At 35.8% G+C, this 23,645-nt stretch carries 17 protein-coding genes, 1 tRNA gene and 1 pseudogene; 14 read left to right on the top strand and 5 right to left on the bottom strand.

The annotated features are described in order from the left end of the window. Window positions 1-220: 220 nt before the first annotated feature. Window positions 221-1,726: a hypothetical protein gene (locus tag LA754_RS04525; protein WP_457923611.1), complete on the top strand. Its 1,506-nt coding sequence runs from the start codon at window positions 221-223 to the stop codon at window positions 1,724-1,726. A 58-nt stretch (window positions 1,727-1,784) separates the two neighbouring features. Here the strand turns inward: LA754_RS04525 and LA754_RS04520 are convergent, their stop codons facing one another. Then, on the bottom strand, window positions 1,785-2,753 hold the full coding sequence (locus LA754_RS04520) for an IS110 family RNA-guided transposase (RefSeq protein ID WP_077190114.1): 969 nt from the start codon (window positions 2,751-2,753) through the stop codon (window positions 1,785-1,787). A 466-nt stretch (window positions 2,754-3,219) separates the two neighbouring features. On the opposite strand from LA754_RS04520, the gene LA754_RS04515 reads away from it, so the two are divergent. From LA754_RS04515 to LA754_RS04505, 3 genes are all read left to right on the top strand, one after another. Further along, on the top strand, window positions 3,220-3,414 hold the full coding sequence (locus LA754_RS04515) for a hypothetical protein (RefSeq protein ID WP_457923610.1): 195 nt from the start codon (window positions 3,220-3,222) through the stop codon (window positions 3,412-3,414). A gap of 41 nt (window positions 3,415-3,455) precedes the next feature. Beyond that, window positions 3,456-5,561, top strand: a complete 2,106-nt coding sequence (locus LA754_RS04510; RefSeq protein ID WP_457923609.1) for a hypothetical protein — start codon at window positions 3,456-3,458, stop codon at window positions 5,559-5,561. 236 nt (window positions 5,562-5,797) lie between these two features. Then, entirely contained in the window at window positions 5,798-7,180 is a 1,383-nt protein-coding gene (locus LA754_RS04505) for an IS66-like element ISWen3 family transposase (RefSeq protein ID WP_457923608.1), read from the top strand. Between the two features lie 386 nt (window positions 7,181-7,566). Here the strand turns inward: LA754_RS04505 and LA754_RS04500 are convergent, their stop codons facing one another. Next, entirely contained in the window at window positions 7,567-8,544 is a 978-nt protein-coding gene (locus LA754_RS04500; protein ID WP_457923607.1) for an LD-carboxypeptidase, read from the bottom strand. Next, the gene (gene lipB / locus LA754_RS04495) at window positions 8,544-9,161 is read right to left on the bottom strand and encodes a lipoyl(octanoyl) transferase LipB (RefSeq protein WP_077188344.1); all 618 of its coding nucleotides are present in this window, start codon (window positions 9,159-9,161) and stop codon (window positions 8,544-8,546) included. Before lipB ends, LA754_RS04500 begins: the two co-directional genes overlap by 1 nt. 494 nt (window positions 9,162-9,655) lie before the next feature. Between lipB and LA754_RS04490 the strand changes: the two genes are divergently transcribed. Further along, entirely contained in the window at window positions 9,656-10,849 is a 1,194-nt protein-coding gene (locus LA754_RS04490; protein WP_457923606.1) for a phage portal protein, read from the top strand. A gap of 54 nt (window positions 10,850-10,903) precedes the next feature. On the opposite strand, the gene LA754_RS04485 is transcribed toward LA754_RS04490, so the two are convergent. Beyond that, window positions 10,904-13,447 (bottom strand): AsmA family protein, encoded by a 2,544-nt coding sequence (locus LA754_RS04485; RefSeq protein WP_077188342.1) that lies wholly within the window; start codon window positions 13,445-13,447, stop codon window positions 10,904-10,906. A 3-nt stretch (window positions 13,448-13,450) separates the two neighbouring features. Beyond that, the gene (gene murJ / locus LA754_RS04480; protein ID WP_457923605.1) at window positions 13,451-14,938 is read right to left on the bottom strand and encodes a murein biosynthesis integral membrane protein MurJ; all 1,488 of its coding nucleotides are present in this window, start codon (window positions 14,936-14,938) and stop codon (window positions 13,451-13,453) included. A 150-nt stretch (window positions 14,939-15,088) separates the two neighbouring features. On the opposite strand from murJ, the gene LA754_RS04475 reads away from it, so the two are divergent. The 9 genes and pseudogenes from LA754_RS04475 (at window position 15,089) to dnaN (ending at window position 23,587) form a co-directional block, all read left to right on the top strand. Then, a tRNA-His gene (locus LA754_RS04475) sits at window positions 15,089-15,164 on the top strand. A gap of 187 nt (window positions 15,165-15,351) precedes the next feature. Then, on the top strand, window positions 15,352-17,274 hold the full coding sequence (gene mnmG, locus LA754_RS04470) for a tRNA uridine-5-carboxymethylaminomethyl(34) synthesis enzyme MnmG (protein ID WP_077188340.1): 1,923 nt from the start codon (window positions 15,352-15,354) through the stop codon (window positions 17,272-17,274). An 8-nt stretch (window positions 17,275-17,282) separates the two neighbouring features. After that, entirely contained in the window at window positions 17,283-18,950 is a 1,668-nt protein-coding gene (locus LA754_RS04465) for an aminopeptidase P family protein (RefSeq protein WP_077188339.1), read from the top strand. Window positions 18,951-19,071: 121 nt separating this feature from the next. Beyond that, window positions 19,072-19,437: a hypothetical protein gene (locus LA754_RS04460; RefSeq protein WP_457923604.1), complete on the top strand. Its 366-nt coding sequence runs from the start codon at window positions 19,072-19,074 to the stop codon at window positions 19,435-19,437. Between the two features lie 255 nt (window positions 19,438-19,692). Continuing rightward, window positions 19,693-20,641 (top strand): annotated as a pseudogene (locus LA754_RS04455) (IS5 family transposase). Then, window positions 20,638-20,784, top strand: coding sequence for a hypothetical protein (locus tag LA754_RS04450; protein ID WP_353285705.1), 147 nt, complete (start codon window positions 20,638-20,640; stop codon window positions 20,782-20,784). The pseudogene LA754_RS04455 and the gene LA754_RS04450 overlap by 4 nt, the downstream one beginning before the upstream one ends. 138 nt (window positions 20,785-20,922) lie before the next feature. Further along, window positions 20,923-21,816: an RNA polymerase factor sigma-32 gene (locus LA754_RS04445; RefSeq protein ID WP_457923603.1), complete on the top strand. Its 894-nt coding sequence runs from the start codon at window positions 20,923-20,925 to the stop codon at window positions 21,814-21,816. Next, window positions 21,809-22,306: an invasion associated locus B family protein gene (locus LA754_RS04440; protein WP_006279310.1), complete on the top strand. Its 498-nt coding sequence runs from the start codon at window positions 21,809-21,811 to the stop codon at window positions 22,304-22,306. Before LA754_RS04445 ends, LA754_RS04440 begins: the two co-directional genes overlap by 8 nt. A gap of 123 nt (window positions 22,307-22,429) precedes the next feature. Next, entirely contained in the window at window positions 22,430-23,587 is a 1,158-nt protein-coding gene (gene dnaN / locus LA754_RS04435; protein ID WP_457923602.1) for a DNA polymerase III subunit beta, read from the top strand. Window positions 23,588-23,645 lie beyond the last annotated feature (58 nt).

Raw genomic sequence — 23,645 nt, 5'->3', positions numbered from 1 at the left:
AAAAAGTGGGATAGAGGCAAAAGCAAATATTAATAAGGATAATTTAAGAAAAGCGCATGCTAGAGTTTGAAGAAGCAGTAAAAATAAAAAATATTATTGAAAGGTTAAATAGCACATGATATAATATATATATAGTGTAAAAATGTAAATAATCTTACTGACATCTTTACATTAATAGTTCTTAAATATTTAGTACTGTAGAATTAAATTATTAAGTTTTATGAAGGAAGTAAAAATGATGGAAAGCTTTTCAAATAATAATAAAGATAGTAATTTTATCGAGGGGGCAAAAATAATAGAAAATTTTTCAGATAATAACGGAAACGGTAGCTCGATCTTCCAAGGAAAAATCAGGGAGCAAGATTTCTCTGCAGAGCAGAAGTTAAATGAACTAAAAGCAGCCATAGAGGAGCTCACCAGACAAGATTTGCTCAGGAGGCTCGAGTGTGAGCGTCAGGCTTCTAGTTGTATCGATGAAATATCATCTCAAGCAGAGCTACATATCGGAAAAGGTGGTGATGAGGATTACTTCACTGGTGAAAAAGGAAGAGTACTCGGAGATTTCTGGAATTTCTTTGAATCTCTCTTCAACCTTTTTGAAGTAGATGTAGATGATCCGAAAATCTACCAAATGCTCAAGAAGAAGAAAGAAAAAAATTGGCCTCTTTCGATAATTAAGTTTTTGCGTGATAAGCTTAAGGAGTTAATCAAGAAGATTTTTGCACGCGATTTAAGTTTCGATCAGAGGTTGGACAAAGAGATAAAAGAATTACAAGAGAAATTAGGCAGTGGTGAGTTATCAGGAGAAGAGTTTGCAAGGGCGTTAGAAAGATTAACTGCATTGCAAGATCTGAAACTCAGGTTACAAATGGCTGTTGTCGGATGGATTGTTACAATGTTCGCAGAAATGTTTGGAGTTGAGTTGGCGGCTGCGGTAGAGGCATCTACAGAAAAAGAAGATAAAAAAGCAGAAAAAACATCATTAAAGGAAGAAGCAATTAAAGAAGTTCATAAAGACGTAGAAATCAAGGTAGATGAAAGAGAAAAGCCTAAAGTGCCAGTTTTCCTTTTTGAAATTTCACCAGGATTTGTAAGGCCAATTCCTCTGAGCAAACCAGAGCTTGATCTTTTGTCGAATTCTCTGAAAGATCGAGTGCCTTTTGTGCAAACACATGATAGAGGTAAGGAGGATATTGAGAATTTGCCAAAACAAGAAGTAAATAAAGAAGACAAAAAAGCGAAGCCGAAGAAAGGGGTGTGTCCACCTGATCCAAAGACTGCAACGAATACGACGGGGAAGGTACAAAATCGGAGAGTGCAAAGATGCGATAGTGATTGGCAAATAAGAAAAAACCTAGAGACCCACGGAAGCACTCCAAGCCGGCCTGCTCAAAGCTCTATTTCCAGCAAAGAAGCTTCGAATCAATCTGCTGAGAGTTCTATTCCTAGCGGAAGTGCTTCAGGACAATCTGCTCGGGAATCTGCTTCTAACAGAGAAGTCCCAGAGCAATCTAATCAAGCTAACAGAAGAGCTCCGAATCAATCTGTCAAAAGTTCTGTTGCTGATTATGGATACGGTTTTGCAGTTGGTGTTTTGAATGATGCTGAGAATGAAGGTTCTGTAAGTAATGCTCAGCCAGCAAGCGGATGTAGTAATGTAAAAGTTAATAATCATGTGGATTCAATGGGAAAGGCACCAGAAAGAGCACCATCAAGGGGATACTAGTGTAGCTTTAGATGACAAAAAGACTAGATCCCAGATACTGTCTCTGCTGTCAAACAAATTATCCAACAAAATTACAATTAAATGGTTGATTATTTTTAAGAATACCAAAAAAGACATGCATTAATTTTCGCATTAACGCAAGAACTATGACTTTTGGACATTTGCCTTTACTTGCTAGACGCTGACAAAACTTTTGAAAATGATTATTATGGTTTTTGACTACTATAGCTGGCATATAAAGAGCTTTTCGAATACGCTCAGATCCTATTTTGCATATGCAACTTCTCTTACTTACTGACGATCCCGATTGATAATGTCCTGGATTTAGACCAGCAAAAGCTGTAAATTGTTTAGCATTGTCAAAGTTATCAACTGATGGCATTTCTGCGACAACAGCAACAGCAGTAAGATATCCTATACCTTTTATAGTCTTAAGGTTTTCCACCATATTTTTTAGATGTGGATAGTTATTTATATGCTCATTAATTTCTTTTTCGAGAACAATAATTTGCTCCTCTATTGCCAAAATTACTTTAGATATAGCTTCTTTGCAACTGGAATGCATATTTTTGTTTTCCAAGCGATTTGTCTGTTGCACCTTATCATCTTTTAGCGATTGCATGCAACGGTAAAGCTCCCTCAAATGCCTCATTTCAGGTGTAATGGGCTTCCAAAGAGCAGGTTTGTTGGCGATACAAAATCTAGCTATCATAGCTGCATCTGATTTATCTGTCTTATTTCTGAGCAGCTCACTTTTGCCAAAAGCTTTGATTTGGGCTGGGTTTACTATACTGACATTATGTCCTAAATCGTGCATAAAAGTAGCCAAATCTTCTCCATACCAACTAGTTGCTTCAAGACATAAATGAGTAAGATTTGCTCCATGGCCATTGCACCAAACTACAAGTTTTGCAAAACCATCTTGATTATTTTGAAAGACTTTGTGTCGTTTTTTACTGTCCACTAACAAACAAACATCAAATTTCTTTTTTGAAATATCCACACCCAAAATAGCATTTACTTGCATAAAATTGCCTCCAAGACTATAAATAAACTGAGAGTTTAGACTAACCTTGTAATACGGGATATAATTCCAAAAGATACTGTTCAGTCTTTAACTCTATGGGAGGGAAGCAAAATCTGGGATTCGGCCTTAATGGCATTAGTGTCGCATCAGCTTCACCCTCCCTGTGAGGTATTTTAGCTCTAATGCCTCACATCATAAAGATACAAGTGTCTGGGCACTGGGATGACACCCTTCTTAGTTGGGATGCCATTCTATGTTAGAATGGCTACTAAGGCGACAAGAAAAAGGAATTTTACTCTTTTTGGTACCTCTTTCTTGTCATTCCAGCGCGTGACGCTGGAATCTAGAAAACTGAATTTTATGAAAAAGAGTGAATAAAATTTTTTGAAAAAAAATATAAAAAAGCGCTTGCACTTAATTTTATTTTTAGTATATTAGTTACATGATATTTTTACTGGAGGGCAATATGCCAAATGATAATGGTAAGGAAAGGTTCAAGGGAGAAGAAGAATGGGATGAGCGGAATAAGGGACTAGGTGGTGGACAATTGCTGGGAGTTAAAGGAGCAAGGCTTGATGATCATCGTGAAAAAGCCAAGGAGATAGAAGAAAGGAGGCGTCAGTCTGAGCAAAAAAATAATCCCGGTGGTCCTAGACGTTAAGTAAAGAGTAGCTGTTGTAGTTTAAAAATGGGGAGGTTGGTATGGCTAATACAAAAACAGTAAGAGCATTGGTTAGTGCTTTTAATGTACATAATTATGCTCGTAATACAGTTAAAACTAGTTTTACGCTGCAAAGCAGGTACGGGAAGGACTGTATCGTAGTCTCATTTGATAAAGGTATGGAGGATTATCAGTGTAGCGAATATCTTTACAATATAAAAAGGAAGATAGTAGGTGAGTTCTACGGTATTGAAGAAGGAGATACGGATGAAGTAGTGTTAGATACAGCCAAGTTAATTTTTGATGTTGAATCTTTTCCATTTAACGACTATAAAGGAGACTGGTCTGTAGGTAAACAAGGTGGGATTGAGTTTGTAGCACCTATAGATCAAGGTGTAATTTTTAATTTGAAGTCTCATTTGGCTTCTTCACTTGTAAAGGATGTTTTAGAAGATATGCCAACTTGTAGCATAGTTACTAACTCATTCAACAAGGAAAAATATTTGTGTCATTCTAAATTTCCTAATAAAAAATTACGCAAGGAATTTGAGCGTGAGTTTTTATCAAGGATGAGGGAAAGATATGAGAATGCTCCTAAGAACCCTCTGAGGGGTGGAGACAATAGTGTATATATCAGGGACGTTTTTGATGACGCTCGTTTTATTGATAGTGTAACACGGCGTGCCGCATGGCTTATAGGCCGTGATCTTCAAGCTGATAGCAAAAGTCGTAGTGATGTAAGGGCATTTAAAGATTTGATAATGGAAGTTCTTGATCCATCAACACGTGTGGTGACAAATGCCTTTTTGTGTGCCTCTCCTTTGAATAGAGAGGAAGCCTCAATTCTTATACCTGTTATACTAAGTGATAGAGGAACTAGGTTTTTAACAAAGGAAGAAGCACGTGATATAAATCATAAATTTAATAATCCTGTACTTGATGATATGAGTGATAAAACTCAAGCAACATTCAAAGTAAATGGAAGCAGTGGGGTATATGGCATAGACTTTTCTAGTAAAGAAATTTCTCACTGTATGATAACTAAAATTATAGAAAGCTCTGTAATCAATGCAAAACATGAACTGTCCATTGACCATGAGCTTCCTCGAACGCTATTAGCTGAAGCATCACCGACACGGGAGTTTTCCAAGCGAAGTCGTGGTGAAGGGTTAGAGAAGCATCCCAGGCAAAGATCAAAAAAAGAGGAAGGAACAGAGCCTTTTCGGGGGCTGGGGGAAATAGATCCAAGTCAATCCACTTGTGATCAATCACAGCTATCTTTAGGTGCTTATGAAAGTATGCTAATGGGGATTCGGGGTCAGCAAGTGAGATGTAGGCCATCATCGATTCCTTCTCCTAGAGCATGGGATAATTCAATATTCTTAAATCCTGGGGTTTCTAATGAGGAACCTGAAAAACAGCAAGTTACTGATAAAAGTGATCGAAAAAGTAGTGATGAGTGTTCTGAAGCAAAGTCACAAGAGAGTGAATCTCCGGAGAAGAAACATGGAGGTGGTCCTTTGTGTAGTAATTCGTTTATAGGTAGTGTGTGGTCAAAACTAAAAGGCAATGTGCTACCTTCTCTTGAGCGAAATAACAGAAAACGTAGTTCGGTGTGTTCGATATCTTCGAGTGTAAGTGCTCCTGTAAATCCTGTAACTGAAAAACCACCTGTGTCTAAGTCATTTTCTTCATTCCCAGGTAGAATAAGAGCGGAAAGTAATCCACCCTCAGAAGTGACTTCTCCTACGCATGAAGGTGGATCAGAGTGGCAACAACGTCTTAATCCTGATCAGAGAGAGGAACTACACCCATTTCTTTCTCCTGAGGAACAAAAGAAGCTAGACTCCAACTCTTTCTCCCCTGGGAAGGAGCAGCATTTATATTTGACGCGTACTACTGAGGGGAAAAGGGAGCTAAGCAGATCTCTATGTGAGAGTGAAGAATCACAGTTACGGCGACTTGCAGAAGCACAATTATCGTCACCTGATAACTCTAGTTCTAAAAAAGTTGATAGAAATAGTGGTTTTTGTTCTATGGGTTCTCCTGCTGCGCAACATAAGGGAAGTGTCCCTTCAAAGGAAAGTGTCCTTTCAGAGGTTAAAGAGTGTGAGGTAGAGCCTGTATCAGAGGCTTTGAGAAAATAAATTTGGGTTTTTAGATATCCACCCAAGTGTTTTATTAGGGTTGGAGCCAAAATCCCTGACCCTGAAAGCACTGGTGTTAATTTTTCTCATCCATTGCAGATATTGCACGGTACTAAATATTTAAAAAGTATTAATATAAAGATATCAATAAAATTATTGTATCCGTTAAGCGGAGTGGCAGAATAAGGTAGACAAGGTGATCTAAAAAGATAATCATAGAGCAAAAGTGAAATAATATGGTAAACCTTTTAGAACTTTGCAAAAATTTACAGCAAAAAATAGAAAGGTTAGAAGCAAAAATAGAAAGATTGGAAAAAGAGAATGAAAGTTTAGAAGCAGAAAATAAGGCTTTAAAGATAGAAAATGCTGAGTTAAGAGAAAGACTCGGTTTAAGCTCGAAAAATTCATCAATACCAAGTTCCAAAGAGTTGTATAAAATAAAAAAGAATAAGCCGAAAAGCGAAAGGAATATTGGCGGTCAGGTTGGTCATAAAGGAAGTTTTCGCGCCAACATGGATGCAGATAAAGTAGTAAAGATAGAGTTGCCTAATACTTGCGAATGCGGAGGAGAAATTGCAATATGTGAAAAACCATATATTCATCAGAAAGTTGATCTTCCAGAAATCAAGCCTTATGTAGTGGAATATCAGTTAGAACATGGCCGTTGTCGGAGATGCGGAAAGAGAAGAAGTAGCAAGTTACCGGAAGGTGTTACGCCAAATACATTTGGTCCAAGGGTTAAGTCAATAATTGCAGCGTTCAGCGGATTCTACAAAAATTCAAAACGCGAAATAGCGAGTGTCGTAAATGATATCTTCAATTTGAACATAAGCGTCGGTAGCATATCAAGTAGTGAACATAGAGTTGCTTCAAAATGCAAAAAAATGTATGAGCAGATCGAACAAGAGATAAGTAGGAGTAAAGTTCTACATATTGATGAAACGAGCCATTATAACAAAGGTAAACTCGCTTGGTGTTGGATGTTTGCAAGCAATACGGCAAGTTTTGTAAAATTTACAGAGTCAAGAGGAATGAAAGTTTTACAAAATAGTAAATTCTGCAATCGCAATAGCTTGGTAATAACTGACAGGTATGCAGCATACAATTATTTTGCCGATAAAAACAGGCAAATCTGTTGGGCACATTTATCAAGAGATTTTGAAAGATTAGCACATAGTTGGAATATTGAAGTTAAAGTTCTGGGTTGTTACTTGAGAAACGTGGCCACTGAATTATTTGCACTAAAAAAAGCTTTACTAAAAAGTGAGATAGATGTTTTGAGGTTTGTCAGACGTGCCAGAAAATTAAGAAAACGTACAAAGTATTACTTGAAGGAGATATCTCGTTTACCTGAAGCAATTGGAGCCTCTCGAGTTGCAAAAAATGTTCTGAGATCTGAAAGAATGATGTGGAAATTTTTAGATGACCCAGAAAATATTCCGCTGACAAATAACCACGCTGAACGGCAAATTCGGCATTATGTCGTTTATCGCAAAAACTCATATTTTACACAATCAAAGCGGGGAAATACATTCCTTGAGCGGATAATTTCATTATACTTAACTTGGAAACAAAGGGGTCTCAATCCTTTCCAAAATCTCCTATCTATTGTTTCTTAAACCACTCTCCTGAACGGATACGTAAATTTCTTAAACACTTGCGGTGTAGGTTAGTTGCAAGTTAAAAGCAGCTAAATCGCTCTTAATCAAGCGTTTTAGAATAAAAAAAACGCCGATATTTTAGTACATAGTGAATAGCCAACCACCACGGGGCTTCTTTTGCCTTTTTTTTCGTTTGGTAAATTTCTTAACATTTATAGCTAAACAATAACCGTCATCCCGCTGCTTGTTAGCGGGATCTATGTTAAGGTATGACGGTTCGTGGCGGTATGACGGTTCATGGTGGTATGACGATAAGCTCGTCATCCCGCTGCTTGTTAGCGGGATCTCTTGTTAGCGGCTGAGATACCGCGGCGGTATGACGTAGAGCTTCGTTAGCTATAAGATTAGCTAACATTTTGCACATCCATAAAAAACAAACCTTCTTTTTCGTCTTGAACGCTAATAATAGCGTGAGTGTTAAAAGGTAAAGGATCATTTGTATGTCCATGGCCTACCCCTTTCATTGTAAATACAGGAAAGTTAACACTTTTTGCAAACCTTTCTTTTATAACTTCAACAAGGTTATCGTTATAGCAGTTAACGAAATCCCCAAAGATTACTGCATGTACTCCATCAAAGATGTGGGCTTGTTTTAGGTGATCCAAACTGCGCTCTATTGCGTATGGGTAAACTCTTATGTCCTCTAAAAATAGAATTTTACCTTTCGCATTTATTTGCCAAGCGGTTCCTATACTATTTTCAACTAGAGTCATATTACCACCGATGATTTTAGACTCTAATTTGCCATCTTTTAGTCTAATGCCATTATTTATCGTCTTTAGGTTATCAAATCTGATAGAATCCCGCTTGTTAAGAATTAACTCTTTCAATTTTTCAACAGAGCTTTCAGAAACGGAGTTATTTACTATCATTTCCAACATGGTGCCGTGAAGAGTTTGCCAATCATATTTAGCTTGTAGATGGATGTGCAAGGCAGTTATGTCGCTATAGCCTATGAGGATCTTTTTGTTTTGAGCAATCCTTTCTTTTTTATCATTGGGTAACTTTTCTAGATAGGGAATTAACCGAGAAGCCCCTTCTCCTCCTCTGATACACCAAATTATTTTACTATCATTAGTTAGTGCACTAATCAAATCATTTGCTCTGAATTCATCAGAGTTGGAATAAAATGGATTATCATCACTATATATTTTCTCCGAAATACGGGGATTAAAATCCAAAGCTTCTACATATTCTTTTATAGTAGTCAGATCTGATTCTTTTCCCTTCGAAGAAGGAGCAATAATATCAACTTGGTCGATTGCATGAATACTTGTGTTAGCACATAAAGTGAGAATGAAATATAAAAGATAAACAATCATTAAAATATCTTATAAAACTCTTTTTTTAGTATATCATCCAATTCAGAGAGTGGAACTTTCACTCCTAGTTCTTCCATTGACGTGACGCCATAACCTTGCAACCCACAAGGAATAATACCCTTATAGTGAGAGAGGTCTGGAAAGACGTTAAGCGCTATGCCATGATAAGTTACCCATTTTCTTAAACGGATACCAAAAGCTGCAATTTTTTTTTCTACTCCGTTATGGTTTACCCAAATGCCTATTCTATCCTCTTTAAATTCTCCAAGTATATTAAATTGCTTTAAAACATTTATTATCCACTTACTTAGGTCTCTAATATATAGCTTTATGTCGCATTTATTTCTTTTTTTAAGGTTTAACATTAAATATATGATGCGCTGTCCTGGACCATGATATGTGTGTTTACCACCCCTTCCTGTTTTATATATAGGAAATAATTTTTCAACAACGTCGTCATCTGTTGCACTGATTCCTGCAGTATAAAGTGGAGGGTGCTGGAGTAGCCATACTAATTCGTCTGCTGAATTATTGTGAATTTGTTGAATTTTCTCTTCCATAGATTTTACAGCGCAGTTATAATCAATAAGCTGATTAGATATTAGCCATTCTGTCATGTTCAATTTCTTTTCTTTTTAGTATAGCAGTGCGTTCTTTTCCTGTCACCCAAGTGCTTTCCTTCCGTCATCCCAGTGCGTGACACTGGGATGGCTTTGTTGCATCGCTAGCTATGATGGATTAAAGATAAAAAAGATAGCGAATATCAGTAGCTTATTATTCTGGTATTTATAACAAGAACGGTCAGTGAATACCTAAATTTGAGTAAAAGAAATTTCACTACCACTCACTAATCTGGCTAAAATTCAAGAATTTCAATGCTTTAGCTATTTTCGATAGAATTAAATTTATTAATATAAATAACAAATTACTATTCTTAAATTTGATCAGATTGATTGCAAAAAAACAAGATTTTCAATAGGTTGCTTATAATCCTAACTATAGTTAGCCTTTCATAAGTAGCGATGCAACAAAGCCCACTGGGATCTATGTCTTAGTTTAACTACAGAATCTAAAACACTTTTAACTTTTAAACATCTTTCATGAGGCACATATGAATTTCAACATCTTTCAAAGAAAAAAAAGCGCAGTATTTACTAAATATTCTGCTTTGCAGCTAATGATGGAGCCAAGTTGGAGTAAGCGTGATTATGTAAGTTTTGCTGAGGAAGGTTACATAAAAAATGTTATTGCCTTTCGAGCAATCAATATGATTGCAAGTGCTGCATCTTCGGTACCTTTTACTCTCTGCCAGCTTACTGAACAGGGAAAATCGCAACTAAAAGCCCATCCATTACTGAAATTACTTTATTCTCCTAACCCAATGACATCAAAATCGGAATTTATTGAGGGGATTGTAACTTATCGATTAGTTAACAGCAATTCTTATATATTGATGATTGAGTCACAGAATAGTAGAAAACCACCAACAGAGCTTTATCTTCTGCGCCCAGATAGGGTTGAAATTGTTCCAGGGAGAAATAACGTTCCTTATATCTATCGTTATACCATAAATAACAACAGTTATGACTTTAAAGTTGATAAACTAACCGGACGTTCAGCAGTGTTGCACCTAAAGACCTTTAACCCTTTGAATGATTGGTATGGGCTATCACCGATTGAGGCAGCTGCATATAGCATAGATCAGCATAATCAGGCGGGTGCTTGGAATCAAGCGATGTTGCAAAACGGAGCAAGACCAAGTGGTGCAATAGTTGTGAAATCAGCAAAGGACGGGAGTGGTGGAAGTTTAAGTCAAGAGCAGTACCAACGCTTAAAAGCGCAGATAAATGATCATTATTCAGGTTCTATAAACGCTGGAAGACCGATATTGCTTGAAGGAGGCTTGGAGTGGAAGGAGATGAGTCTTTCGCCGAGGGATATGGATTTTATTGAGTCCAAACACAGTTCAGCTCGTGATATTGCCCTGGCTTTTGGCGTTCCGCCGCAGTTGCTTGGCATACCAGGTGATAACACTTATAGCAATTTAGTCGAAGCACGCTTATCCCTCTGGGAGCAGACGGTTTTACCAACGCTAGAAAATATTATCTGTCACCTGAATTCTTGGCTGACACCAAGATTTGGTGAAGATCTGTGCTTGTCGTACGACAAAGATGCAATAGAAATTCTCATGGAAAAGAGACAAAAGTTGTGGAAATACGTAGAAAACGCAAGCTTCATGACGCTCAACGAAAAGAGAGAAGCATTTGGCTTGCCACCACTGCCAGGTGGTGATGAGTTAGGTTAAGTTTGTATCCGTTCAGATGAGTTTATTGTCCCCTAAACCGTACACCTAAGTAAATTAACTATTTTTCTTGCCAACCAGAGCGATGAAGATTTGGTCTACATCAAAACTCATCTTAGGACGCCAAATAGGGCCATCCAAGTGCATATCGATATAGATTGGATTACTATAGTTTGGTGGTATGAAAAAGAACCTGAATATAGAATTTAAAGTGAAGTTAGATAAGGTTAAATTAGAAGAGATCGACCCTGATGCTTGATCAATCCCGAACTGTAAACTAGTTGAACATATACCACTCTTAATACTTGCTTTTCCGCTAATATTTTCAAAAAATGTTTTACCATTATATATATCAATATAAGCAAGTGTGGAGATTTCAGACTTATTATTACTGCTTAACAAATTAGTGATAAATGAATTGAAATCTACATTAGTAACTTCTATTCCTTGCGCTTGTAAGTTTACATCTCCTGATAAGTTACTAGCCCAATCATGAAAACTTTTTCCTTGAGTTTTGATTTCACCATTTAAGCTTACCTGACCATTTACATTGTCAATTCCTATAACCTTACCAATCTTTTTAGTGTCCAAATTTACAATAGAAAATCTTGTATTTATTGAGTCTGATCTTAAATAACCCTGAAAAAACACTTGCCCGCGTTCTAATACGTAACTTGCCTGCCTGATAGTGATAGTGTTGTTTCTCATTACCGCATCCAAATTAAAATCTTTTAAAACATTCTGCTCGGTTTTAAATTCTGCAGTATTGATTTGCACATTTGCATCAAAGCCTTCTTTATCATCCAAAAAATCAAGCTGCTTTGTTGACCATTGAATTTGATCTATCTCATTTCTTGAATTTCTTTTCGTCTCTACTAAATTTGGTAATGTAATAATTTTTCCATTAAATTTACTGCCCGTAAGGTTAACATCTAATAAAGGTTTGGCGTATTTTTGATCTGCTAATATTTTTGCATTACCGGTAATATCGAAATCTTCTCCAGATAGTTTTATTTTATCTGCAACTAGCTTACCTTTTTCCATTTTCAGCAAAAAATCCAAATTTTTAATTTTCGTATCATTCAATGTAAGGTTATTAACACGGGCCTTTATATTTGTATCATACTGAAAATTTTTCAGCCATTGCATTTTAGGTAAACTGCTAAATAATGAATGATCATATTTATCTGCATCAAGATTATGCATGCTAAATTCACCATTGACCACATTGTGTTTTTTTGTATGGCTTACTCTAATTGACCCTTGCAAGGATTCCTTATTATTTAGCAGTCTAATGTCTGAGATAGATAATATTCTTGGTGCAAGGTGCAGTTTAGAACTTAGTGTAAATTGATTTTTCTGGTTTTCTTTCATCTTTATAGAAGGGAAAAAACATGAAATGAATGACTCAAAATCATTTCCTTCGACTAATAAATCACCGTTGAATTCAGATAGGACATTATTGTTTGAGATCTCTCCTGATAAGTAAGATATATTATTGATTCCAGGAAATTTAAGAAGCGTATTAACTTTTACTTTGCCATCAGTGGATTTTAGTACAGCACGGAAATTGTCCAATATTTTGTTTTGATATTGAATGTTAGAAGCTTCTATATTAAAATTTAAGCTCAAGTTCTTTGGCACAACTGCTCTAAAGCATTCCAGAAGGTCTTTTATATTTGTTGTTTTTTGTGAATCATTTTGTATGGAATCTAAGTCAACTTTACTGAAGCTAATATTGAGATTAGTGTGATCGCTTTTTCTATCGTTTTGTATTGTACCACTGGCTTGCATGCTTTTGGAATCAATTTTTAAGTCAGTTACCGTAAACTCACTTTCGTTAAGACTTATATTGGATGATATCTTGATATTTTCGCTAGGAATAACACAAGGGAGAAAGCTAAGATTAATGATTTTTGCTAAATTACTCACAGAACCGGAACTATTATTAATCGTTAGTGTTAAATTACCCTGGAGTTCTTCTTGATTTCTATTACCTGTAAATAGCAAATTTACAAAATTTGATTCAACACTAATGTGTACGTCCCTTTTTGTGATATCAACCTTTCCTGAAAAATCGTAATTATTATCACCTACCTTTACTTTACCAGAGAATTGCCTATTTTTTTTTACAGCAACCTCCTTTATGTTAACAATATCAGCGAAATCACTCTTAAAACTTACTTGGCTGTCTTTTATTACTATATCAACTATGTTACCACTGGCTTTTGCATTTATAATATTAAGTAAATTTTCTTTATTGCTTTTCATGCCAAACAATGTGATTGACTTTGGTTGCAATGAGAATAAAAGCAACGATAGGAACGATGGCCTTATTTCAATTTTTCTTACACTAATTAAATCTGATAACTTTTGCTCTTTATTTTCGTTGTATTGTATATATACATTATAGATAGTGAGCTTTGGGGTAATCAACGAAACTTTAATTTTTCCTCCAATATGCACTTTAGCATCATACGTCTTCTCCAACTCTTTTATAACATATCCTTTGTAGCCACTCCAATCCTTAAAAGTTGCAGCAACATGCATGAGAATTAATAGCAGCGAGATTGATAATATAGCATATAAAGAAAGTCTCATAATTTACACATGCTTAAAGTTTCCCTTAAATATTAAATAGAGAATACCAAAATAAACAATAACACTCAAAGCTATTAAAGTCGTTAAATAAACAATACGAGCCAACATTTTATCAAAAAATAATCCTGCCAACAAAGAATTAAAAATATAAAGGGCTATTGACATGACTGCCGTTGCTACGAAAATTTTCATGACATTTAACAATAACGCTTGGCTAACCTTATACATTTTATTTATTGTTAAATAACTAATTAATAGAATGGAGTTTATCCAAGTGGAAACGGAAGTAGCAATAGCAATCCCCGTATGCTGATACTCGTTCATTAACAAAAGGTTTAGCACTACATTAATTCCAAGACACATTAGCGAAAATATGGTTGGCATTTTCAGATTGCCTTTAGCAAAAAATGTAGGTAGCAATACTTTATTTATAGTAAATGCAGGTAAAGAAAGAGAAAATGCTATTAAAGTGGGAACAGTTTGCTGCACTGCATAATGATCAAACCGGCCGTAAGAAAAAAGCGTAAGTAAAATTATGTCGGGAATAATGATAAAGGCAGCAGTTGTTGGCATAATTAACATTAATCCTATGTTGAGAGCCTTGTTCTGTATTTTGACTATATTTTCAGTATTATCCACCTGTTTTGAAATTAAAGGAAGAAGCACTGTACCAATTGCAGTACCGATTATTCCCTGCGGTAGTTGATTTAGTCTATCGGCATAATATATATAGGACACCGCATTTGGTATAAAACTCGCCATGATTGTATCAATCCATAAGCTTATTTGAGTTACACAATTATTGATAATTGCAGGTACCACACGCTTAAAAAATAACCTTACTTCATTGCTTAATTCAAGGTTAAAAGAAAAAGCTGCCTTTAATTTATATGCACTAAATAGCATCAGCAACAACTGAAAAACTCCTCCTATCAGCACAGCTATAGAAAGGTTGTGCGCTGAGGTTTTTACGTAAGGCACAAACAAACTGATGATTAAACAAAGATTCAAAACGATTGGTGCAATAGCTGTTGAAGCAAAATGCTGCTTTACTTGCAGCATTCCACCAATAAGTGATGCAATTGAAACAAAGATTATGTAGGGCATCATAATTCTTGATAAAGTAACAGTAAGGGTAAACTTACTTTGGTCAAATCCAGGAGCAAAAATTTGAATCATATAAGGGGAGAAAGTTTGCATAATAAGGCAAAAAATTACTAAGATAATAAACGTAATGGATATTACACTACTTGCAAAATTAAATGCCTTTTTATCATCGTGTGATTCTGTTGAATATAACGGTATAAAGGACGTGGTAAATGCTCCTTCTGCAAAAAATGCTCGAAATAGATTGGCAAAGCGAAACGAAGAAAAAAATATGTCTGCAAGAGAGTTTGCGCCAATAACCGTAGCAATTAATACATCCCTTATTAACCCTGAGATCCTTGAAATAGCCGTAAAAAAACTAAATGTGAAAATACTTTTAAACATACCACTACTTCATTAGTGTCAATACAATTAACTATAATGGTAAAAGTATCAATGAAAATATTTATTGGCTAAACTTAAAACCCTCTGCAAAAAGAGAGTTAAATAATCAATTGACTATTTGCGCTCTTATGTTAGAAATTTTATATCTTGGCGGGCGTAGCTCAGTTGGTAGAGCGTCAGTTTGTGGTACTGAATGTCGCCAGTTCGATCCTGGTCGCTCGCCCCACTAAAACCCGATAATTTGAAAAACCTTCATCCCGCTGCTTGTTAGCGGGATCTAGAGATACCGTGACGGTATGACGTGAGTTAGCTATACATTGGCCACTGATGATTGAAATAGTTAATTACTGTAAAATTTGACATTAACCGCTAATAGTTAGAATATTAGTAGAGTAAGAATTACTCAAGAAGGCATGCATAAATATGATGTAGTAGTAGTAGGTGGTGGTCATGCAGGGTGCGAAGCTGCTGCTGCTGCAGCTCGCCTTGGTGCAAACACGCTGCTTATAACTCATAAAATTTCAACTATAGGGGAAATGTCCTGCAATCCAGCAATCGGAGGAGTTGCAAAGGGCGTTGTAGTCAGGGAAGTTGACGCTCTTGATGGAATAATGGGAAGAGCAATCGATCAAGCAAGTATACACTCAGTCATTTTAAATAGCAGCAGAGGTGCAGCAGTATGGGGCCCGCGTGCACAGGCAGACCGAAAATTATACAAGCAAGCAATACAGGAAATTATTCTAAATTATAATAATTTGACGGTAAAAGAAGAGTCGGTTGACGATTTTCTTATAGAGAGTAATAACAATGGAGAATTGTGCATTAAAGCTGTAATAACAAGCTCAGGGGAGCATATACTGACAAGTAAAGTCGTTCTAACTACAGGGACTTTTCTGCGGGGTGTGATTCATATAGGAGAGCAGGTAACTCCTTCAGGGAGAATGGGAGATAAGCCTGCAGTAGAACTTGCAAATACGTTGAAGAAATATAATTTTAAATTAGGTAGATTGCGCACCGGAACTCCGCCAAGGCTTGATCGTGGCACTATAAACTGGTCAATATTGCAAGAACAAGTGGGTGATAATCCACCTGTGCCGTTTTCTTATCTCACAGAAAAAATTAACCAACCTCAGGTATCATGCTTTATTACCCATACTAATGAAAACACGCATAAAATAATTCGAGAGAACCTTCACAGGTCAGCTTCTTCATATTTGGATGATATTATAGCACCAAGATACTGCCCATCAATTGAAGTTAAAGTTAAAAAATTTGCAGAAAAAAGTAGCCACCAAATATTTTTAGAACCAGAAGGGCTGGATGATGATACTGTATACCCAAACGGAATTTCAAATTCATTGCCTATTGAAGTGCAGCGTGAAATGATAAAGAGTATCAAGGGACTTGAAAATGCAGAAATACTAAGACCTGGATATGCAGTTGAGTATGACTATATTGACCCACGAGAGCTGTTTCATACTCTTGAAACCAAGAAAGTCAAAGGCCTATATTTTGCTGGCCAAATTAATGGCACCACTGGATATGAAGAAGCAGCAGGGCAAGGAATTATCGCCGGAATTAATGCAGCACTCTCTGCATTTGAAAAAAAAGAAAGCTTTGTTCTCCATCGTACAGATTCGTATATCGGTGTAATGATAGACGACCTGGTCACCAAAGGGGTGATCGAGCCTTATAGATTATTTACCTCACGTGCAGAATATAGGCTAGCTATCAGGTCAGACAATGCAGATAGAAGATTAACACAAAAAGGTTATGATATTTCCCTTGTTTCGCATGAGAGATACTCTGTTTTACAGAATAAACTTGAATCCATTAAGCAGCTTGAAGAGAAGTTAGGGAGTCTGACGATTACTCCTGAGCAGCTTAGGTCTTATGGTATCAAAATATCTTATGATGGGATAAGAAAAACGGCACTAGATTTACTTAGCTATCCAAACATCGACTGGAATAAATTACAAGAAATATGGCCGGAGTTAAGCAGCATCACGCGCTGGGATGGCACCGCAATGGGTAGCATAACTAAGAATGAAATATGCGAAGCGGTTGAAATTGAAGCAAAATACAAACCTTATCTAATAAGACAAGAAGCGGATATGAAGTTTTTACGAGAGGAAATTAACACTCAAATTCCAATTGATTTCAACTATTCACAAGTTAAAGGCCTGTCAAGTGAAGTAATAGAAAAGTTGCAGACGATAAAACCAGCAACAATTGGCATTGCAAAGCAAATACAAGGCATCACTCCTGCAGCGATAGTTGGCATATTAGTGTATTTGAGAAACAGGAAAACGAAAGTGGCTGCTAATTTTGTATGAGGTGTTCTATGTCAAAAATCGAAGAATTTCGTTCTTTTATGCACGAGATAAACGTTGATGCATTTATGTTGCATACTAAAGATGAATATTTAAATGAGTATTCAGAGGAGCTAACAAAGCTGTGTGGCTTTACAGGAACAAATGGGCTACTTATCGTTACAAAAGACAACAAGTGCCCATTTTTTACGGATGGACGCTATATCACACAAGCTCGCAATCAGCTCGATCGGGGCAATTTTCAAGTATATAATATACAAGAAGAGGATCCACGCGAATGGATAAAAGCAAACTTAACATCGACTGCCTCACTAGGTTATTATTTGCAATATTTTACCATAGAAGATATAAGAAAGTATGAGAATATCTGTAAATTAATACCCTGTTTAGCTGGAAAAAAAAGTGACTATCGAAAACAAGCAGTGGTTTTACATTCTATTGAATATGCTGGTGAAAGTAGTAAGGACAAATGTGAAAAAGTCGCTAAAAGTATAGATAAAGAAGCTGAAGTAGTGCTTTTAACTGATCCAAATTCAATTTCATGGTTATTAAATTTAAGAAACGAAAATGCTAAATATACTCCATGTATATTGGGCCGTGCTATATTGTATAAAAGCGGTAATGTTGATTTGTTTATTCAAGATAAAGAACATTCAACTATAGAAGCAAATTTAGGCAATCATATAAATATTTTTGATATTAGTGAGCTAGAAAATTCGCTGCACAAGCTAAATTCAATAGTTATAGATCCAAACACAACTCCAATGAGTATCATGGCTGTAATAAAAGATAAACAGGTAGCTGAAAGAGAGGATCCTTGTTTAATTCATAAAGCAGTAAAAAATCAAACTGAAATAGCTGGGGCTATAAATGCGCACATCAGAGATGGAGTGGCAGTTACAAACTTTCTACATTGGCTTGAAAATAATGTTGGTACAGAGCTTGAAGCTGAAGAGAAACTCTTAGAATACAGAAAAGAGCAGAATTTGTTTAAGCAACTAAGTTTTCCAACAATTTCAGCATTTAATGAGAATGGAGCAATAATTCACTATCGTGCAAGCAGTAAGACGAATAAAGTAATTCAGAAAGATGGACTGTATTTGATTGACTCTGGTGGCCAGTACCTTGACGGCACAACTGATGTGACAAGAACTGTAGCAATTGGCAATCCAACTGATGAACAAATAACCCACTATACAATAGTACTCAAAGCTCACATTGCTATAGCAAGTGTCATCTTTCCTCCTGGCACTACTGGTGGAGAATTGGATATATTAGCACGTACGCATTTATGGAAATTTGGAATGGACTATATGCATGGTACAGGGCATGGAGTAGGAAGTTACCTATCAGTACACGAAGGACCACAAGCAATATCAAAGGGAAATAAAGTGAAACTCACGCCAGGCATGATACTATCCAACGAACCTGGCTATTACATTCCGGGAGAGTATGGAATAAGGATTGAAAATCTGATGTATGTTGATAAACATAAAAATGGTTTCTTGGGATTTAAACAACTAACCTCTATTCCATATGATAGAAGGCTAATAAGTGTGCAAATGCTTACTAAGGATGAAATTGAATGGATAAATGGCTACCATCAATTTGTCTATAAAAACTTAGAAAATAGCGTAAAAGATAAGGAATGGTTAAAGAAGGTATGTGACCCTTTATAAGCAAAGGAGCATTTTTTATTATTTAAAAAGTATTAATGCAATTGTGACAGGTATTTTGTATTGTTTTTAATTTTAAAATAATATATAATAAAGAACACGTATTTTTAGGTAGGTTATAATTATGATGGACAAAGGGCAAGAAGATGGATTTATGAAGCAGTATATGGATACTTGCAAGGAGCAAATAGAAAAATTAGCCAAGGATCCTGAATTGCTTAATCAGACTTTAAAACCATTTATGCAAATGTCTCAGCAGCTTATGGCTGGCGGTATGTTAGAAGGGGCTATGCCTGGCATGATACCTGATTTGGGCAGTATGGATGTTAACAAGATGATTGCTCAGATGAAGGAAATGATTGACTACATAAGAGGTAACTATAAGGAACTAATGAAAGAGCACAGCTCGCAGATTCAAGAGCTTGATGAATCCAGTAAAAAGCTAAGAGGCTTAGTTAAAAAATTGATAGAAAAGATCGAAAGTAAGTAAATAACATCTGGATTTCTGTCATTCTATATACAACTTTCTAGTTGGACGGTAAGTCGAGGTCAATTATTGATGTCATGAAAGTAGCTGACACTGGTTCCTTTATGACGGCAGTGCCCAGAGGTGTCATCCCAGCGCCCCTATGATGTCATTCCAGTGCTTGACACTGGGATGGCTTTGTTGCATAGCAACTGAAAAATCTGGTGGCTACTGACAAAATTCATTATAAAATAGCCATTTAACCTTGAAAGAAAAAATATGCCACAAAAAATGAGGGTCAGTAACCATAGCGAATATAACAAATTTCTAGAAAAAAGAGGAAATATTTTTCATTATATCAACGAAGCCATAGAAAAGTGGTACGAGAATGGTCCAAAAATACCAGGTGGCAACAATATTTATAGCGATAAAGTTGTAATTTTGGTGCACATAATAACTTGTTTATTTAGAATAGGCCTGAGGCAAACAGTTGGGTTTATAGCAGGATACCTTGAGCAAATTGGGAAAAATTTGCAAGTTATCAGCTATTCACAATCATCAAGAAGGTTTAAGAAACTCAATATTAAGATCAATGATTGCAGAAAATAATATGGAAGATATCGAAATTGCTATAGACAGTACAGGAATTAGTATATACAACAACACTCCTGGTCATAGCAAAGAAAATAGCGAAGATAGAAAGTATCGCAGCTATGAACAGACAAGAAAATTGCATGTAATGTTGAATACAAACAGCAAAAAAGCCATAGCTGTAAAATACAGTAACGGTGTCTACTCTGATCACTATGGAGCTTGTGATTTGCTAAAAGAAGTCGATTTTCAGTATGTCATAAAAGTACTATATGCAGATAGGGCATATGACAGAGAAAAGCTCTATAAGCTGTGTAATCAATATGGTATAAAAACGAAAATTCCTCCGAAAAACAACGCAGCAGAGCATCCAAAATTGGATTATATGCTTGATAGAAATGCCGCTATTCAGTTAATGAAATTACATGGTGAGAATGGTATAAAAAGATGGAAAGAAGAAGTAAATTACGGAAAAAGATCGTATATTGAAGGATTTTTCTCAAGGTTGAAGCGAATATTTGGGTTTAGTTTTAGGAGCAAATCTGAAATTAATCGTGAGAAGGAACTGCTACTCAAGTGTTATTTGCTTAACAAATTTACTGAAATAGGCATGGCTAAGTTTGAGATAGCTTCATGAATTTATTGTACGTTACCTACTATCCGAAGAGCGATGCAACAAAGCCATTCCAGTGTCAAGGCACTGGAATAACACTATTTGCTATGTGTTTAAGCTATAACGTTTACCATTGTACTGGTAGAATATCATCTAAAGTTACATGATGTTATCCAATTAGCTAACACTGCGGCCTACTGTCTCCAAGAAATTAGATGGAAAATTTGTACTTTTTTCAAATCAAAGCTTGAATTTTTGCTGGAAAATCAATATATTATATGCATGAAGTTTTAATTTAAGTTGTTATGTTGACCTCAATGGCAAACTTATGTGTCGATAGCAGAACCAATCTCATGCAATATATTGCTAGGGTGCAAAAATTTCCTATGCTGTCTCAAGAGGAAGAGGTACGATTAGCAAAAAATTGGAACCAATATAAGGATGTTTCTTCTGCTCATAAATTGATTACCAGCCATTTGAATTTGGTAGTGAAAATTGCAATGAAATTCAAAAATTATGGACTATTGTTGATGGACCTGGTCATGGAAGGAAATATGGGTTTAATGCATGCAGTGAAAAAGTTTAATCCTGATTTAGGGTTTCGTTTTTCAACTTATGCGGTGTGGTGGATTGAAGCTTCAATAAAAGACTTTATATTGAAATCTTGGTCGTTTGTGAAAATAGGCACAACGCAAGCACAAAGAAGATTGTTTTTTAGTTTACGTAAAATAAAAAAAAGAATTTTACAGTATACAAACAGGGAAACCTTAAATAATGAAGAAATAAAAGCAATATCTAATGAGCTTTCTGTATCCGAAGGAGACGTTCTGCAGATGAATTACCGTATGGCTTGTAAGGATCAGTCGCTAAACGATTGCATAAAAATAGGTGATGGCTCTAAAAGGGAGCTACAAGATATGATCCCATGTAACTTGGTTAGTCAAGAAGTAACCTATCAGAATCATGAAGAAGAAGAATTAAAAGAAACAATTTTAAACAATGCACTAGCGAGCCTCAACGAAAGGGCAAGAGACATTTTTATCAGTAGATATTTGTCTGAAAACATTCAAACTCTGGATGAACTTAGTAAAAAATATTGTGTTTCAAGAGAAAGAATAAGGCAGTTGGCTGAGCAGGCGATGGCTAAGGTAAAACAATATATACAATCTGAAAGTTTGAAATTTGGTTTGCATGCGTAGTTTTTTTATATTTCTAATATTTTTTTCGATAGGCGCTTTTGCATCGGTTAGTGATGTACAATTGAAGGAAAAATATAAAGATTGGCTCGTGTATACTGCATTGGAAGATGGAGAGAAAGTATGTTATATTGTATCCTATCCTAAAAAAAAAAGCGAATATTATACAACCAATCGCAAGCCGTATGTAATGGTTAGTTATGTTGATAAAAAAGCAGATGAGGTAAGCGTTACCTCTGGTTTTCAGTATGATAAGGAGCCTGTAGCTCTCAATATCGACAAAAAAATTAAATATACACTGCCCATAATACAGGGAAGTTTTGCGTGGGCAGAGCATACAAAAATAGATCAAGATCTCATTCTAAAAATGAAGCAGGGATTATCAATGGTAGTTAATGGAAAAACAAAAACAGTGACCATTGATGATACTTATTCCCTACTTGGTTTTCAAAAAGCGTATCAAAAAATGCATGATTTATGCCATACAAAGTAAATTATTGTAACAGAATAGGTAATTTTCCAGTTGTAGTATAAAACAGACTGCCCTTTCGATAAATAGCACTTTACTTTATATGGGATGTGGATATCATTTAAAATATATTTTTGAGAGTTAGCAATGTCAGAGGTTGCAGGTGTAGATACAGAAATCAAAAAGCAAAATTCTGTGTGCGAGCAGATGCGTTTTAGCGTGAGCCGCACAAGTCTTTTAAATACATTATCCAGAGTAAGTGGAGTGGTTGAAAGGCGTAATGCAATAGATGTTTTGGCGTGTATAAATATCAAAGCACAACACGGCAGCATAAAATTAATGGCAACTGATCTTGACATTTCAATGTTTGCCTCACTTGCTGCAACCGTATTAACAGAAGGAGAAGTAAAAATTTCAGCGCATACTTTACATGACATAGTGAAGAAGTTACCCGCTGATTTGGATGTCAATTTTGAAGTAAACGACCAAGGAAAATTATTGATGTCTTGCGGAAATGCAAACTTTTCTTTACCGAATGTAGTTTCAAGCAGCTTTCCTGCTCTTGAAGAAGACAATTATAAACATGATTGTACTCTACTAAATACAGACCTGATAGACTTATTAACTAAAACAAAATTTGCTGTATCACTAGATGATACAAGGTATAATTTAAATGGAATATATCTACATACAGATGAGCAATTTCTGTACTGCGTTGCAACTGATGGCCATCGTTTATCATGTATAAAGAGGCCAAAGCCTGGGAACATCAATGGCGAATTTGGTGTGATCATTCCACGTAAAACTGTTATGGAGCTGTTAAAAATATTGGACGATTGTAATGAAATTAAAGTAAAACTCTCAGACAGAAAAATCAAGTTTACATGCGGTGAATATATTCTAATATCAAAATTAATAGATGGAACTTTTCCAAATTATAAAGCAGTTATTCCAGCATCTCAAGATAAGCATATGATTATTGAAAGTAAAAAACTTTCAGACGTTATAGATCGAGTTTCCGTTGTTGTATCTGATAAAGTAAAATCTATTAAATTCTCACTACAAGAAAAGCTGCTAACTCTGCATTCAAACTCCCAAGAGTGCAGTGATGCAACTGAATCCATAGAAGTGGACTACAATGAAGCCACTATAGAAATAGGGTTCAACTCGCGTTATTTACTTGATGTTCTATCCTGCATAAAAAATAAATGTAAGTTTAGCTTAGCCGATGGTAATAGTGCTACAATTATCACTGATGAAGACGATTCAAGTGCATTATATGTAGTAATGCCAATGAGAACTTAAACTCGTCATCTCGCTGCTTGTTAGCGGAATCTGGAGATACCGTGGCGGTATGGCACTT

Source organism: Wolbachia endosymbiont of Muscidifurax uniraptor (assembly GCF_054149795.1).
The sequence above is the reverse complement of the archived record's forward strand: the minus strand, read 5'-3'. Positions and strand labels throughout refer to the sequence as shown.